At 55.8% G+C, this 16,884-nt stretch carries 11 protein-coding genes; 7 read left to right on the forward strand and 4 right to left on the reverse strand.

Annotated elements, in window-relative coordinates; translation table 11 throughout:
* The 6 genes from HOV93_RS04270 to HOV93_RS04295 all read left to right on the forward strand — a co-directional run bounded on the left by HOV93_RS04270 (position 1) and on the right by HOV93_RS04295 (position 11,245).
* Positions 1 to 2,472 carry a hypothetical protein gene (locus HOV93_RS04270; protein WP_235989805.1) on the forward strand — a complete coding sequence of 824 codons (2,472 nt, stop codon included), beginning with the start codon at positions 1 to 3 and terminating at the stop codon, positions 2,470 to 2,472.
* Positions 2,469 to 4,142 (forward strand): DUF4175 family protein, encoded by a 1,674-nt coding sequence (locus HOV93_RS04275; protein WP_207395226.1) that lies wholly within the window; start codon positions 2,469 to 2,471, stop codon positions 4,140 to 4,142. The genes HOV93_RS04270 and HOV93_RS04275 overlap by 4 nt, the downstream gene beginning before the upstream one ends.
* The gene (locus tag HOV93_RS04280; RefSeq protein ID WP_207395227.1) at positions 4,139 to 7,729 is read left to right on the forward strand and encodes a hypothetical protein; all 3,591 of its coding nucleotides are present in this window, start codon (positions 4,139 to 4,141) and stop codon (positions 7,727 to 7,729) included. Before HOV93_RS04275 ends, HOV93_RS04280 begins: the two co-directional genes overlap by 4 nt.
* Before the next feature lie 61 nt (positions 7,730 to 7,790).
* Positions 7,791 to 8,822 (forward strand): AAA family ATPase, encoded by a 1,032-nt coding sequence (locus HOV93_RS04285; RefSeq protein ID WP_207395228.1) that lies wholly within the window; start codon positions 7,791 to 7,793, stop codon positions 8,820 to 8,822.
* 30 nt (positions 8,823 to 8,852) lie between these two features.
* On the forward strand, positions 8,853 to 9,761 hold the full coding sequence (locus tag HOV93_RS04290; protein WP_207395229.1) for a DUF58 domain-containing protein: 909 nt from the start codon (positions 8,853 to 8,855) through the stop codon (positions 9,759 to 9,761).
* Positions 9,762 to 10,069: 308 nt separating this feature from the next.
* A complete protein-coding gene (locus HOV93_RS04295; protein WP_207395230.1) occupies positions 10,070 to 11,245 on the forward strand; it encodes a helix-turn-helix domain-containing protein in 1,176 nt (391 codons plus the stop codon).
* Between the two features lie 151 nt (positions 11,246 to 11,396).
* Here the strand turns inward: HOV93_RS04295 and HOV93_RS04300 are convergent, their stop codons facing one another.
* The 3 genes from HOV93_RS04300 to HOV93_RS04310 form a co-directional block, all read right to left on the reverse strand.
* Positions 11,397 to 12,122, reverse strand: coding sequence for a 3-keto-disaccharide hydrolase (locus HOV93_RS04300; RefSeq protein WP_235989807.1), 726 nt, complete (start codon positions 12,120 to 12,122; stop codon positions 11,397 to 11,399).
* A gap of 55 nt (positions 12,123 to 12,177) precedes the next feature.
* Positions 12,178 to 13,533, reverse strand: a complete 1,356-nt coding sequence (locus HOV93_RS04305) for a Gfo/Idh/MocA family protein (RefSeq protein WP_207395231.1) — start codon at positions 13,531 to 13,533, stop codon at positions 12,178 to 12,180.
* Between the two features lie 165 nt (positions 13,534 to 13,698).
* Positions 13,699 to 15,135 carry an aldehyde dehydrogenase family protein gene (locus HOV93_RS04310; protein ID WP_207395232.1) on the reverse strand — a complete coding sequence of 479 codons (1,437 nt, stop codon included), beginning with the start codon at positions 15,133 to 15,135 and terminating at the stop codon, positions 13,699 to 13,701.
* Between the two features lie 339 nt (positions 15,136 to 15,474).
* Between HOV93_RS04310 and HOV93_RS04315 the strand changes: the two genes are divergently transcribed.
* Positions 15,475 to 16,563 carry a hypothetical protein gene (locus HOV93_RS04315; protein WP_207395233.1) on the forward strand — a complete coding sequence of 363 codons (1,089 nt, stop codon included), beginning with the start codon at positions 15,475 to 15,477 and terminating at the stop codon, positions 16,561 to 16,563.
* 67 nt (positions 16,564 to 16,630) lie between these two features.
* Here the strand turns inward: HOV93_RS04315 and HOV93_RS04320 are convergent, their stop codons facing one another.
* On the reverse strand, positions 16,631 to 16,882 hold the full coding sequence (locus HOV93_RS04320; protein WP_207395234.1) for a hypothetical protein: 252 nt from the start codon (positions 16,880 to 16,882) through the stop codon (positions 16,631 to 16,633).
* Positions 16,883 to 16,884 lie beyond the last annotated feature (2 nt).

The raw sequence follows: 16,884 nt of genomic DNA on the forward strand, positions 1-16,884 counted from the left end.
ATGATTTCAAAAGTACTAGGTTGGCTTCTCGGGATTAGCGACGTCGAATCGGTCGATGGCGTCAGCTTCTCTTTTGCTGCGCCATGGGCGGCGGTCGACCCAACCTGGCTGCTTATCGGCTGCCTGGCGGCGATCGGTTTCACGGTTTGGTATTACACGCGCATCCAATCCGGTCTCAGCCGACTGCCGGCCGCAGCTTTGGCAGCAACACGGGCGCTGATCCTGGTCATGCTGGTGGTGACGCTGGCCGATCCCACGGTTCGCTTGACGGCCAATCGCATGTTGAAGCCGGTGCTCTATCTCGTTTTCGACGGCACCGAGAGCATGAACATTCGCGACAATCTCACGCCGGACGAGCTGACTGCCTTAACCACTGCGGTTGGCAACGCAGGCACCGGCAGCGAAGTCGCCCCCCCTGCCCTGACCCGGCAACAATGGGTGAAAGCATATCTCGAAAAAGCAGACAACAACCTGATCGACCAGCTTCGCGATCAACACGACTTAGAGCTCGAGTACTTCCTTTTCGATGGCGAATCGACCAGCTTAGCACGGCGAGTGAGTGCCGGCAGCGACGACGAACCTTCCTCGCCCCAAGCAGTTTCCGCTGAGTTAACCACCAACGGTAAAGTGACCGCACTGGGTGAACTGGTCACCGACCTGGGCAACCAATCGACACGACGCTTGGGCGGCGTGCTCATGTTCAGCGATTTCGCCCACAACTCCGGCACGGCTCCGCTAGGTTCAAGTGGACATAACGAACCGACACCGCTCGAGCGACTCGGCGTTCCCATCTATCCGATCGGAATCGGAGCCGTCTCAACACGTGATCTGCAAGTCGAGATTCAGCCTCCGCTGAAAATGAAGAAGGCCGAACGCTCGACCATTACCGTCCGCGTCAGCCAATCCGGCGCCGAAGGTGAATCGGCTCAGGTCACCGTCACGGCCCGTCCCATGCAAGGCGAGTCGGTCGCCGAAGCGAGTGGTCAAGACATTGTCGTGGGCACCCAAACTGCCGTTTTTGATACGTCGATTCAATACCTTGAGTTTCCCTTCATCCCCCAGCAGTCAGGCCGCTTCCTGATTTCCGCTTCGGTCGATGTTTTGCCGGGCGAAGTGAGCGAGCAAAACAATCAATCGTCGCGAGCCGTCAACATTGTCGACGACTACATCCGTTTGACCTACATCGAGAACGAACCGACCTGGGAATGGCGTTTCGTCAAGGAAGTTTTTCATCGCGATCGCCTGGTCGGCATGGAAGGTTTCCGCACTTTCCTGCGTTCGGCTGACCCCAAAGTGCGTCAGGCGAACGAGATGTTTCTTCCCACGCTCACGCCGCAGCGCAGCGAGTTCTTTGCCAACGACGTCATCTTCCTCGGCGACGTTCCGTCCGAAGCGCTGAACCAACGTTTCTCACGCATGCTCAAGCAGTTTGTCGGACAATTCGGCGGTGGCCTGGTCATTGTTTCCGGGCCCAACAATGGCCCCTCCGAGTTAATCAATTCCGAGATCGCCGACATGCTGCCGGTGAAGCTAGATCGTTCCCTGTCCATTCGCGCGGCAAAGCCCTTCCGCATGGAGATCACCCCTTTGGGCAAGCAGGCCGATATTATGCAGCTGGGCGACAGCTCAGGCGATGCACTGCAACCGTGGGACAACCTGGGGGAACTTCCTTGGTACCAGCCGGTGTTGGGCGTTCACTCACAAGCCAACGTACTTGCTCAGCATCCGACCGATGTGTGTGCCGATGGCAAGACACCGCAGCCGCTGATCGCAACCCGCCGTTATGGCAACGGCGAAGTCATTTATATCGGCTTCAACGAACTTTGGCGGCTTCGCCGAATCTATGGCGAACGATATTACCGTCAGTTCTGGTCGCAGATCATTTCGCGACTCGCACTCAGCCACGCATTGGGCAGTCAGAAGCGATTTGTCCTCTCGATGGACCAGCCAGAATACCAGGTCGACGACCGGGCACTGCTGACTGTGGAAGCATATGACGAGAACTTCGATCCTTTGACGATGGATGACCTTCCCGCCGAAGGCCTTCAGGCCCAAATATTTTTAGGGGACGAGCCCGGCGCAGAGCCTACGCTGATGCAACTGAGCGAATCGCGTCCTGGCCGCTTCGAGGCCCGGGTTCCCGTTTTTGAGGCCGGAAGATTTACGGCTCGCGTCTCCGACCCGATCAACGGATCGCCCAGTGAAATCCGCTTCGATGTCGTGGGGGCCACGGCGGAGCAGCGAAACCCGGCTCGTAACCTGGCACTTCAAAAGGCGATGGCAACTTCGACCGGTGGCAAATCCTACGAACTTCAAGACGCCGGTCAGCTAGTCGACGACATCGCGGTGGAACCGGTCATTGAAGAGATCTCCCGTAGCTTCCCGATTTGGGGAACGCCCCTGTGGTTCATCATCGTGGTGACTCTCTTGATGACTGAATGGATTGCCCGAAAGCGAGCGAACCTGGCATGAGCACCTCGAAACTAGGCAGTCTGAAAACACAACTGCGACGCCTGAGAAATGCCCGCGATCGAGTCCGCCTGGGCTTGACGCTAACGTCGTCCATTTTCTGGATCTCAGGCACGTTGCTGTTATGGTTTTTGCTCGACTTCGGATTCAACCTGAGCCCGCTGCATCGTGGATTGATGATGCTAGTGAGCGTTCCAGTGCTTGCCTATGGCCTAAGTCAGGCGATGATCGCACTGCGTGGCTGGGGAACGTCGATTATCAACACGGCGATATCCGTCGAACATACGCACGGGATCGATGGCGACCTGGTCGCGGCCTTGCAGTTTGAACAAGGCCAGGCCATCGGCTCGACCGAACTACAAGCGGCCGTTGTTGATTACGTCGCCGAAATGAAGGACGAGATCGATATCTTTGAAGGGTTTGAGACGCACCATCTTTCAAGCCGATTCTTTGTGGTGGGGCTGATCGCAGCGATGTTTGCCGCATCGTGTGTTTTCGCTCCGCGACACGTTTCGGCTTACTTCCAGCGACTAACCCTGGCCAATGTCAGCTATCCGACAAAGACCTTGATCGCGTCGATATCGATCAATGGACACGAGGTCGACCTGAGCGACCCGGACCAGCGTATCCCGGTCGGCTACGGAAGCGGGCTCGCCATAACCATTGAGTGCCAAGGCGTCTTGCCGAAGACCTGCCGCCTGACCTTGGAAGATGAAAAGGGAGAAGCCACGTCGGCCACCCTCGAGCCGACCGATGACGATACCGGCAAGTACGTTTATTCGATCCCACGACTGATTCAACCGATTCAGTACCAAGTTTTTGCCGGCGACACGGAAAGCCCCCTGTTGGGTATCGAAATTATTACGCTACCGGCGCTCAAGGTCGAGCTTGCCGCGACGCCGCCTGACTACGCGAAGAACATTCAACTTGCCAGTCATTCCTCGTCGACCCACATGGCCGTGCTGGCCGGGAGTGATGTCTCGTTGAAGGTGCTGGCCGATCGCGATTTGGTTGCCCCTGAGTTGACGCTCCTTCGCGGCGCATCGCAATCGACGACCAAGCTTACCCCCACCGCACAATCGGAGAATGCCTGGCGGCTCGATGACCAACAGGCATCACTACAGGACATTCAAGAGACGGTCACGTACGAGCTGAACGCGGTCGATCATTTCGGCCTGTCACCAGCCTCGCCCATACGGGGGACCATCCGCGTTGTGCCAGACCGGCTTCCCAGCGCGTCGCTGCAAACTATTCACCATATCGTCTTGCCGACCGCATCGCCTGTGCTGCGTTACCGCGCGTCGGATGACTTCGGTCTGGCGAATCTCACGTTTCACTTAAAGATTCATCGCGGGCAGACGGCTCCCCGTGTGGTGGAAGTTCCTCTCCAACGATTGACCGCGAGTCAGCCGCCGCAGACCTCCCTTGAAGGTGAGTTTCCACTTGATCTCTCACCTTGGGCACTGGAAGTCGGTGACCGAGTCGAAGTGACGCTTCTGGCCACCGACTTTCGCAACAACGCCCAAGAGATGCCAGGGCAAAGCGATCCCGTGAATCTGGAAATTGGTGACGAGAGCACCGTGTTGGCTGCGATAGCCGAAGCCGACAAGCAATCGGAACAAATGCTGAGCGAATTGATCCAACAGCAATTAGGCTTGGGAGAAACCCAATGATACGCTTGATTTTTGCCAGCTTGATTTTTACCGCCGCGATGTCGACCAGCGTCGTGCAGCCATGCATTGCGACCGCGCAAGACACCGAAGTCGGCACGCTACGTCGAAACCAATACACCCAGCAGCAGGCCCAGGCGTTGACGCGGCAGTTGGTCTCGCAGGTGCTCGACCTACAGGCCGCGCAGCTTAAACAAAATGGCCTGACGAATGTCCCCATCTATAGCGATATCGTGCAGATGCGGGAAAACCTGGACGAACTGATCCGCAACGAAATGCAGGGAGTCGTCCAGAAATTGATCTTGGCCCAGGAAGTCCAAGGGAAAGAACGCGTCACCGCGATTACCGAAGCACGCGACGAAGTACGTAAAGTTCTGCTGACTTTCATGGCAGAGCGTCAGCGACTTTACCGCCGCATGCGACTAGCTCGATTGAACGCGCAAGTTCGTGAGTTGATCGCCATTCAAGAGAATGTTTCCACGCAAACCCGATCGCTGCAACAGTTGCCGATAGAATCTCGCGACTCGGCCGCTCTAGCGAATCTCTCTCGGCAAACCGATGCCGTGATGATGTTCCACCATCTGGAAGAAGCCCTGCTCGATATGCGTGGCTGGGGTGGGTCGCTGGCGAACTCGGCCATTGCTGGGCAACAGATCCTGAAAGAAGAAAACGCTGCGAACGAAGTCCAAGGGGCATTGGCCAGCATTCGTGATGGCCGATACTCCGGGGCCAATGTCCATCAAGATGCGTTCATCGCGGCCCTCTATAAGATTCTGGAGGACCTTCAAAAGGCCCAAGGGCTGGCCGATAACAGTCTCGAAACGGCGATGAACGAAATCGAGAAACTTAAAGATGAACAGCAAACGGTCAAAGAAGAAACCAGCCAGGATGAGCTAACCCCAGAAAAAGCAGACGAACTCTCGCAGAAGCAAGAAGCGATTCAAAAGAAGTTGGAAGAGTTGGCAAAGGAAATGACCAGCCAGCCAGAGAATGTCGAGCCTCTCGAAGAGGCAAGTCAGTCCGCCGCAGAAGCAGTCGCCGAGCTGTTTGAAGCCGATCAAGAAGCCGCGATCGAGAAGCAAGAGGAAGTCATTGCGAAGCTTGAGACGCTGAAAGAACAACTCATCGAGCAGGCCGTTCCAGCCAATGTTGCCAGCGCCGACGAACGGGAAGAGCAAATCGCCGCTCTAGAAGAAGCTAAGCAAGACCTGGAAAACGCACTCGAGAAACAAAACGACGCCCAGCAGCAGCTCCAGAAGACCCCGGAAGATGCCAGTGCCGTTGCCCAGATGCAAAAAGAAGCGGGGCAAGAGCTAGACGCCGCCGCCAAGACCGAAAACCTTCCCGATGCTGTCAAACCGATGATCGCCGAAGCCAAGGCTACGGCCAACGAAGCCGCAGCTGCCGCTGAGAAAGCCGCCGCCGAGAAAACAAACTCCGACAACCAACAGGCCGCGACCGATGCGCAAGAAAACGCAATCGATACGACCCGTCAGGCACTGGAAAACGTCTCTTCAACCCTTGCCGATGCCAAACGTCAGCAGTTAGCCACCAAGATCGGAGAACTGGCCCGTGCGGCCGAGGCCCTTGATCGAGCGGCCGCCGCCCAGCAAGAGATTTCCCGAGACGCCGCCAAGGTTGCCAATGATCCACAGCAAAGCCAAAACCAAGACATGGCGGCGGTCGCCGAAACGCAAAGCGACATCGCCGCCGTAGCCAATCGTGTCGCAGAAGGAACCAAGAACACGGCTCCTCAAGCGGCCGATGCCATGAAGCAAGCCCAAAGCCAAATCGACAAGGCCAGCGACGCCGCGAAGCAGATGGCCAAGCCGCAGCAATCGGCTGAAGCAACCGGCAAACAAGCCCAAGACCTGCAGAATCAGTCGCGTGAAGCCCAGCAGAAACTCAACCAAGCCGCCAAGGCACTTCGTGAAGCCGCGAAGGAAGCCGCCAATCAACTCGCTCAAACTGCCGGCGAGCAACTCGATCAAATCGACAATGCGGACGATGGCTTAAACTCGATGCCCCAGCAGAAAGATCCCGCTAAGGCGCAAGCCCAGATGGAAGCGTTAGCCAACGAGGCAGGCATGATCTCTCCGGAAGCAGCCGCTCGGTTGCGGAAACCAGGGGAGAACGCCGCTGGCCAAAATGAAATGGCCATGAACGATGCCCAAACGCCGGCCACCCCTAACAACGCAAGCGAAGACGGAAGCAACGACCAGGCCCCATCCAATGCCAACGCTGGCGAAGAATCTGCTTCCTCCATGGACGGTGAATCAGGCAACCAGGAGGAAGCTTCTGGCGATGCTCAATCGCCGATGGATTCCAGCCCGATGGGCAACGACTCTCCGATGCCAACGCCTCAGCAGCGGCAAGAACAGGTACAGCAAGCGCGTGCCGAGTTAGCAGGTCGTCGTCAGCCAATTGCCGCCGATAAACAGGCCGCCGAAGAAATTGCCAGCCTTCTAGATAATCTAGCCGGCTCAAGCGAAAAGATTCAGGAACTATCCGAGCAGTTCATGGCCAACAATGCCCAAGCAGCCGCGGCTGAAAACAACATGGGCGAAACACCCGAGGCCGCCGCGGAAGGTTCCTCGGCCGAGCAACCCATGTCGTCCGGAGAAGATATCGCCGACAACAGCGACTCCAGTTCTCCGAGTGAGGGAGAACCAGGCTCCCCGGCCAGCGAGAACCCGATCGCCTCTCAACTCGCCGAATCGATGCAGCAGTTTGCCAACTCGCAGCGTAAGGCTACGCAGCTTGCCGCCAACGCCGCCCAACAAGGTCAGATCGCCAATCAGCCGGTGCGGGAAGCCCTGCAAACGGCGTCGCGACTGCCTGTGCCGATGTCTCCGATGAATCCGCCAGCAGACGCTGCCATGGGCGATCCTGCCGACGCGTCGGGTTCTCCTCAGCCAGAAGACCTCGCGGGCGAACCTAGCGAAGCAGGCCAAGAGGCCAGCAGCGATGGAGAACCTTCCCAAGGCTCGCCGATGTCCGGCAGTGAGGCCCCGCAAAGTGGTAACTCCTCGCAAATGGCTTCCCAGCCATCACCTTCCCAGGGAAGTCCGGGACAACCACCTTCGACTGACATGGGGAACTCGATGGTTTCGCCGACACCACAAGTAACCGCTCAAGCCTTGGCCGGGGCCGAGGTCATGGAGTCGCTCTGGGATCAAATGCCAGAACTGATCGCCGATGGCCAATCGGAAAGCGGCGAAGTCGCTTCGATCGATCCGCAGGGTATGGCCGCCCCAGCATCGGCGATGCTCGACAACCCCAATGCTTCGCAACCGGCGTCCCCGACCGACGCGATGGCCCAGAACGCGATGCAAGGTCAGCCTGCCAATAGCCAGGCAACCAATTCCCAAGCGAGCAATTCCACCGAGGGAAGCGAAGCTAACACCGAAGAAAGTGCTTCATCCGGTGGTACCAGCAACAGCAACCCGGCCGCTCGGACGTTTGAGAAAGAACCGTGGTTTACGAAACTTCCCCCCGGCGTTCAGCAATCGATTCGGGCCAGCGTCCGACGTTCGCCCCCGCCTGGTTACGAAGAACGGCTTCGTCGTTACTTCGAGAATGTTGACTGAGCGACCATCCTCCAACCCTTCAAATCAACCATCGTCCTTCGAGTTTTTGAGGCACCCAGTTATGGCATCCGATCCGATTTCCCCCAGTGACGTCGCCGCCGTCCAAGAATGCGAAAACGCTTATGGCAAGCTTCGCGACGAATTGGCCAAGGTGATTGTTGGTCAGTCCGATGTAATCGAGCAAGTTCTCGTCGCCATGTTTGCCCGCGGACACGCTCTGCTAGAAGGGGTGCCAGGGTTAGCGAAAACGCTGCTGGTCAGTTCCCTAGCCGAGTCACTGCACCTCAGCTTCAAACGCATTCAATTCACGCCAGACTTAATGCCCAGTGATATCACCGGGACCGAGATCATCCAGGAAGATCTGGAGACCAAGAAACGCCGCTACGAGTTTCTCGAGGGTCCGATCTTTGCCAATCTGATTCTGGCCGACGAAATCAACCGTACGCCCCCCAAGACCCAAGCGGCCATGTTGGAAGCGATGCAGGAACGCCAGGTCAGTGCTGGCGGTACGATTCGCAAGCTTCCTAGTCCCTTCTTTGTATTGGCCACGCAAAACCCGCTCGAGCAAGAGGGAACCTACCCGATGCCGGAAGCACAGCTCGACCGCTTTCTGCTTCACATTCGGGTCGATTACCCCAGCGGTGCCGAAGAATGGGAGATCGCCCGCCGCGTGACTTCCGGGGCTCAGGAACAGATTTCCTCGTGCATGAGTGGCGAGCAAATCGTTCAGTTTCAAGATCTCGTGAAGCGCGTTCCCGTAAGCGATCAGGTGTTGGGTTATGCCTGGGCACTCATTCGCGCGTCACGTCCAGGAGCCCCAGAAGCTCCTTCGTTTGTCAATCAATGGTTGGCCTGGGGTGCGGGGCCGCGTGGTCTGTTGACGCTGGTTACCTGCGCTAAAGCCCGAGCCATTTTGTATGGGCGTTATCATGCCAGCATCAGCGACGTACAGGCGATGGTCAAGCCAGCCTTGCGGCATCGGCTGGCAGCAAACTACTCGGCTCAGGCCAACGGCTACACGAGCGACAAGCTGATCGAAATGTTGTTGGAAGAAGTCTCGTCCGAGAAAACTTACGCCTGTCCGGCTGCTTAAGTTGTTGAACCTCATTGAGAAGGTGTGCCAGTGAATAGCGGCGTCCTATCCCGATATCTCGACTACGAGTTTCTCCGTCAACTCTCTGGGCGTTCGCTCGAACCCCGAGGATTGGTGAGCGGAAACCTGGCCGGTGCGCATAAATCGCCGGCGTCTGGTTTTGCTGTCGAGTTTTCAGGACACCGCGAATACGTTCCCGGGGACGACCCCAAACATATCGACTGGCGCGTCTTTTTCACACGTGACAAGTACTTCATCAAGCAGTACGAAATGGAGACTAATTTCGTCTGCCATTTGATGCTCGATATCAGCAAGTCGATGCGATACGGCGACGAAGCTTCGCAGAAGATGCTGTTCGGATCGCGGTTAGCAGTCAGCTTGGCTCACAGTATTGTTCGCCAGGGCGACAAGGTTTCGTTTACAACGTTCGATACGAAGATTCGCGGACACATTCCGGCCAGCAATGCACTGCCCCAGATCATTCGGATGTCGCAGCATCTTGATGAAACCGAGGCCGAAGACACAACCGATTTGCATGCCTGTTTGTCAGAGTTCAGCCAACGGATGGCACGGCGTGAAATCGTGATGATCTTCAGCGACTTTTTCGGTGACCTGGAAACACTCGAGAACGCGATCCAGCGAATTCGCTTCAACAAACATGACGTGGTATTGGTTCAGGTCATCCACGATCACGAGTTGAACTTCAACCTCGATGGCATGACGCGCTTCGTGGGCCTGGAAGTCGACGCCCAACGAATCGCCCAGCCGGCAGACATCCGCTCGGCCTATTTAAAAGCAGTCGGGCGTTTTAATGCAGAGCTTACCGATATGGCAACTCGCAACAACTGCGATCATGTCTTGGCGTGTACCAAGGACAATCCCGGCGCCATTTTCTGGGAATACCTCAACCAGCGAAGCCTGCAGAACCGTCGTATCTAAAGCGCCACGAATTTTCTCAAAACTTTTTCTTACGCCGGCGATCGTCCATTTTTAGGGCAATTAAGCCGCACGACGGGAATTCCTAGACCCTCAGTGGGCACTTTTAGGGACTTTTTGCCTAAGGGTGCAGAATGTCGCGTTGACATCAATGGCAAGATAGTCATCATTAAGGTAACACTCGTTGGCGGTTGCGTCACCGGTTCCCAGGAAGCTTGCAAGGGGCAACCCATGATGCTGTCTTCCTGGGGAAGATTCCACTCTGTTAATTCTAAGATTAGGTAGAGCATAAAAACGCTCGGAGAATCACGATGAAATTCTCGTTTCGCCTTGCAGAATTGCTAAATCACTCGCCAGATCCTAAGAAACGTCCTGGCACCATTAAAGCAATCTGCGACTTCACCGGATTGGATCGCCACCAAGTTTCTTCGTTGCTTAAGAACGAAGCGAAGTACATCCCACTTTCGGCGCTTGCCCAAGTGTGTGACTTCTTGATTAAACATGGGTACGCGGAAGCCAATCAGCTTCCCGGCGCGTTGTTCGCGGTCGAACCAGAAAACTTCTGGGAACTGCTGGCACGGCGTAAGCGTGTCGAAATGTGCCTCGGCATTCGTGCCGACGAGAACTGGGCCGAAGGTGCCTGGGTGGTTGCTTCCGACACGATCCTGCAAGGTCAACTACTCACCGGCATTTCCACCCTGGGTGGCACGGCCAAGTATCGCCAGCAAGAGTTTCCGCGCGACATGGTCTCGCTCAGCGGCGACGGCTACATGATACGGGACACGCCCATTCCTCAGCCGGAAGACCTTTTCCAGACGCTTGTCTGGGCACCAGGTCAGGCGGACGAAGAAGAAGTACATCGACGCGGTCATGAAGTTTACTCCAGCTTCCAGGCCGTCGATGGCGACAAGGCTCTTATCAGCCTGGGAAGTATTCGGAGCAATCCGGTTATCGAGCTGGGACTCGCCTGCGCGTTCAATACCGAACCGTTCATCAGCCAGGATGAAGTCGAAGATCCGAGCCAACGAGCCATTCCGATCTATCTTCGTCACCGTGAAAAGAACGCCCAGTTCCCTGGTTCCTGTTGCGGCGGCGATCAGTTGTCCAAGAGCTACGCTCCTGAGACGCCCGGCTTCTACTACGAGAAAGAAGATGGCAGTTGGGGCTGTTGCAAGTGGGACGAAACCACTTATGAGCCGGCTTACCTGATCTACGTCTATCACGAGTCGCAAGGGCGTCTGGAAATGATGCTCGGCGGTTACTCGGGACGTGGCACACGATTGCTCGCGAAGACACTGTCGAGCCGACCGGAAGAGTTCTGGCCGCCCGTTTTCACCGGCAACGGCACGCAGATTGGCGCTTATGTCATTCAGTACGAACTGAAGAAGCAGAAGAAAGCCCGCAGCGTTCTGGTCGCCGATTACTCGGCCACCACCAAGATCATTCCGATCGACCCCAAAGCGATCCAGCGACGCCTGACCATCTAAAGGTCTCACGCGTTACCGATATAAATCAAGGCCGCCCATGCGATAAAGTATGGACGGCCTTTTTCATGGAGTGGCGCCAAGTCATGGGTCACTTGGCGGCTTTGCGAATTCTGGCATAAAGACCAGTTCCACCTATGCGATAGGCGGGCTATTAGGGCAGCTCGCGGATCTTCAAACCACGGAACTCAATCGGCGAGCCTTCCGATTCCAGGCACAAAAAGCCTGTCGCAGGCGAACAGCCTGTGCCGCCGGAGACTTCTTCTCCGTTGACCCACAAACGAACTTCGCCATTGATGGCCCGGACGTAATAATGATTCCACACGCCGATCCCCTTGCTAAGCTCTTTGGTAGGGAAGCTGCGTGTTCCGTTGGGTGCGGTGGGTGGAAAGGGGGTCATCTTAGCTGCACCAACCGGGAAAACATCACCGTGGCACGTGAACCAATCGGCCTTGCGTTTGCCATCTTTCTCGTACCGTTCTTTGTAACCCAGATCGAGCACTTGGACCTCAATCCCCTGAGGCAGTCCTGGACCGGTTAGCTTCTCGAGCGAGCTAGGAATCGTCCAGACGAAGATGCCGCTGTTTCCGGCCGACTTCAAATGTCGCCACTGGCATACCAACTCGAAATTAGTGTACTCTTTCACGCTACGCGTCACACTGACAGGCTTGCCGGTGCACTCGATCAGGCCATTCTCGTGGAACGTCCACGTATCGTCGTTGCTGTTGACTTTCGTAAAGTCATCTTTGCCCAGCGTGACCCAGCCTGGCCCTTCGCCATTGATGAAGGCCTGGGAGACAGCGTCTTCCGCCCATAGGCTGGTCGCACTAAACATGGTCAGTACCATGGCCACGACAAGGCTCAACAGTCGAATCTGCATTACTTCAATCCTTAGACACGTTGTTTAGTTGTTGGTTTGTTTCAAGTTGTCGGCTCTAGATGCTCCAACCGTCACGATACGATTTGGTTAGGAACTTGGCTGCCTCGGGGGCATTGGTAACCTGAAGCTTTTCAGCGTCCCACTCTAGCCTCTTCCCTGCCCGATGGGCCACGTTCCCAAGAAGATTGTGTTCGATCAGAGCACCCGAGTAGCTAAAGTTGCATAGCGACTCGCCACCAGTCTTGGCCGCCTGGATCCATTCGGCGTAGTGCCCCAGGCTCGGCGCGATTCGATCCTCAGGGGCCGCGTAATCTTTGAACTGATCACCCGGAGACAAGACCAACTTACCGTAGTCTGCCACCAAGACGCCTTGTTCGCCAATGAACGCGACACCGATGCCCCATTTGTTGATGGTCGTATCGTCGCCCACCAAGGGTTGCAGATAATCGCTGCGACGTTTCATGCCTTCAGGACCGTGGTACCACACAACCTTGGTTGGTTTGGCCCAGTTGGCGTTGCCCTCGCGGGCCGGGTGTTCCCAGGTGATGGCCTGCCACGGAGGACAAGCGACATCGTCCGCGTCTGGTCCTTCCGAATAGATCGTCGTCGGGTGTTTCAGATTCAACGCCCAAAATGGCAGATCGATCAGATGGCTGCCCATGTCACCTAACACACCATTGCCGAATTCCCAACGGCGATTCCAGTTTAGATTGCCGCCTTTCCAGTACGCCTCGTTGTAAGGTCGCATCTCGGCAGGCCCCAACCAGGTCTCCCAATTGAAGCCGGCAGGAATGGGCTCTTCCGGCAGAATCGCCGTCTCGACAGGATTGATCGTTCGATTGCACCACACGTGTGCTTCGGTCACCGGGCCAATTGCCCCAGCGGCGATCAGTTCTACCACGCGTCGATAGTTCTCGGTCGCGTGAATCTGCGTTCCCATCTGCGTGGCGAGAGAACCCTTCTTTTCGTCATACACCTTTTGCATCTGCCGAGCTTCTTCAACCGTATGCGCCAACGGCTTCTCGCAGTAGACGTGCTTACCGGCCTTCATCGCGGCGATCGACGCCAATGCATGGTGATGGTCAGCCGCGCTGATGACAACCGCATCAATTTGTTTGTCGTCGATCAGTTCGCGCCAGTCGCTGCAGATCTTGGCCTGAGGGTAGCGAGACTTGGCTTGTTTCAGGACAGCTGGATTGGTATCGCACAGAGCATAGATGTTCTCGCCGGTGACGCCGCGGGTGTTGGCAGTACCTCGACCACCGGCGCCAATGATTCCGAGATTCAACTTCTCTGTCGAAGGCGTCTCTTGCGCGCTAACATGCACAACAGGCCCCAAGGCTACAGCTGCGGCGGCTGTCGCACTGGAAGACTTCAGGAACCCGCGGCGGTTGAGCCTGGAGTTAGTCATGAGAATTCCTTAAGGTGGGATCGATCGGTGGGAAGTTTGACGAGAAACCTTGTGGCACATCCAATCAACTGGATGGCACGAGATATCGCCTGTGAGCCCATCTTAAGACGAACGGCTGGTGAATTTAAGTGATTCCTGGGGAAATTCCCAAAATATCGATTGAGCCTAATCCGGAACCGAGCGGATAACCAGATTGCGAATCTCGGTCATATCGTGCATGGCGAAGCGAACTCCTTCGCGTCCGATACCACTTTCCTTGACGCCACCGTACGGCATATGATCGACCCGCCAGGAAGGGACGTCTCCGATGATCACACCGCCAACGTCCATGGTGTCCCAGGCCTTCATGATCTTTTGAATGTCGCGTGTGAAGATGCCGACTTGTAGCCCGAAATCGCTGTCGTTGGCCATCGCCAAGGCTTCGTCGAAGCTATCGAAGGGAGCCACTACGGCAAGTGGTCCGAAGACTTCTTTCGAACACACTTTTTCGCTTTTGGGAACATCGGCCAGTAAGGTGGGCTGCACCAGAATCCCGTCGCGGGTACCGCCTGCCAGCACCTTGGCGCCGGCCTTCTTAGCCGACTCGATCCAATTCTCGAGCCGCTCGGCATCCGATGCCGTAATCATGGGACCGACAAAAGTTTCCTTGCCCATCGGATCCCCCACCTTCAGCTTCGCGATCCGCTCGCACAGAAGTTCTACCGTCGCGTCGTAGACACTTCGATGGATCAACACACGCTGCACACTCACGCAGCTTTGGCCTGATTGGTAGAAAGCCCCGAAGACGATCCGCTGTGCGGCGTCTTCCAGGTTGGTCCCTTCGTCGACAATACAAGCCGCATTGCCACCCAGCTCAAGCGTGACTTTCTTCTTGCCGGCTTTGGCCTTCAAGCTCCAACCGACATCTTGCGAGCCAGTGAAGCTGAGTTTCTTCAATCGATCGTCGGTTACTAACAGGTCGGCGGCTCCGCGGTTGGCGGGGAGAATCGAGAAGGCGCCTTCCGGCAGATCGGTTTCCGACAGGATCTCGCCCACCAGCAGCGCTCCGATTGGTGTCTTGCTTGCCGGCTTTAGCACAAACGGACAGCCAACCGCTAAAGCAGGTGCTACTTTGTGAGCGACCAGGTTTAAGGGGAAGTTAAAGGGGGTGATGAACGCACATGGCCCGATCGGTACCCGTTTCCACATACCGCGGTATCCTTCAGCCCGAGAGCTGATATCCAACGGCATGACCTCACCCAGCATGCGGGTCGACTCTTCCGCCGCTACCCGAAATGTATCGATCAGCCGAGTTACTTCACCGCGACTGTCACCGATGGGCTTGCCGGCCTCGACACAGAGGGCCTCAGCCAGTTCTTCGCTGCGTTGCTCGAAACGCTGAACACAATGGTTCAGAACCGCTTGACGGCGATACGAGGGCAACTCAGCCATCGCCTGAGCAGCCTGGTCGGCCGCAGCGATCGCCTTTTCCATCAACGAAACATCGGCGAGAGGGACCTTGGTGGCGACGCTCTGCCGAAACTTGTCCTCTACGTTCAAATCGAAGTTGGGCGAGATCGGCTGATTGGCAAGATAAGCAGGATATTCGCTGCGAATAGACATAAGTCCCTCGTGAATGTGCATCCATTGGCGCTGAATGTAGTAATCCGATCCTCATCCTACGATTTGGTGCACCGAGAGAAAGTAGATCAGGTTAATTTTCCTCCATAGAATCGCCATTTACCTTTGACATATGACCACTGATGCTTGTATCATCACGATACCTCTATCGGGTAGTTACCGCTTTGTAAAATCAGATTGATATCACGTGATCGTGATCCCTAAATTTTTCTAGCGTTTACGGAACGTCAAAAGAGTTAACTCCTCTAACATTTTGTATAGACACGCGCCGCGCAAGATATCCGCGACGGCGATTTAACCAGCTTACGGTGGGAGCTCGCTATGAAAGCCAGCACATTCGCCAACTCCATCCTTGTTGTCGGTCTACTTGCTTCTTGCGCCATTGCGGCGGAAGTTCGCACCTGGACCGACGCTTCAGGCAAGACGCTTTCCGGCTCGTTGGAAGAAATCACCAGCGACGGCAAGGTGAAGATCAACTCGAACGGCCAAACGTTTACGATTCCGCTCGAACGATTCAGCGAAGCGGATCAAGAGTACGTCGATTCGCAAAAAGGTCGGATGGAAGAAGAGGAAACGTCAACCAGACGTCGACGTAAGAGCGACCTGTTCGACTATCGCCAGTGGAAAGACAAAGACGACAACGAGGTTAAGGCCAAGTATGTCCGAATTTTCGAAGGGCAGGTCGTCTTGCTACAAGGACGAACGGCCCACAAACTCTCGTTTTACGATTTGAGCGAAGAAGATCAGATCTATTTGCGTGGCGAGCTGGAAACCCGTGGCGAGGCTAATCAAATTCCTCCCCCTGCCATCAGCGACATGCCAAGCGAGACGGGCCCTAATGCCATCGATGGTGGAAACCAACCCTACGACCCGCGCATGGGCAACCAAGTAGGGATGGCGCTGGCCTATGCTCCTCCACCGACCGATGATTTCGGTAAAAAGCAACAAGAGACACATATACGGATGCGGCGGGAGATTGAACGTCAGCAAGCGGAGAACCGTCGTGCAGCCGAGGAAGCCAAGCGGAAACGCGAAGAGTTAGAACGACGCCCAAAGCTAAGCGCAGTAGACTTAGCACATCGCGACATGCAAGAGTTTGCTAAAGCGGAAAGAGAACGCGACCGCAATTGGAGTGAGCAAGCCGCCAGGAATAATGAATTTTTTGGTTCGGGTGGTTCTTCACAAACCCAGAGAAAAGGCCAGTGTACTTCCTGTAAAAAGACGATAATCGGAGACTACAAAGCCGGAGATCGCTGTCCTCACTGCAATGTATTTTTCACGCATGAAGTCGACGAATTCGGGAACACTACGAACAAGGTTCCGTTGCCTTGGTATTTCTATATTGGTCCGCTTCCGATCGGCCTGATCATTTGGGCCGTAGTCGCCTTCTTTCGGAAGATAAGCGGGTAAAAAGAGAGTCATAGCTCGGCTCGCCCTTGAGAAACTTGAATAGCGGAATCTTCGATCGAAGGTTCCGCTATTTCTTTTTGCGGGCTTCTAGAATGGCCTGAATCAGAGGTTCCGGAACCGAAGCTGGGACTTCGTCTTCTGCATATTCCTTGCAGCAAGAAACCCCCAGACGCAGCGCGGTCCGGTAGTTTTCCAGGTAGTGCTCACAACACGGACAACGCGAGAGGTGCGTTTTCATCACGCACATCACATCATCGGGCAAATTACCCTCAAGGTAATCACCCATGAATTCGTATAGTTCCTTGCAGTTCAGTTTCATCG

Origin of the sequence: Bremerella alba, assembly GCF_013618625.1 — a bacterium.
Lineage (GTDB): Bacteria > Planctomycetota > Planctomycetia > Pirellulales > Pirellulaceae > Bremerella > Bremerella alba.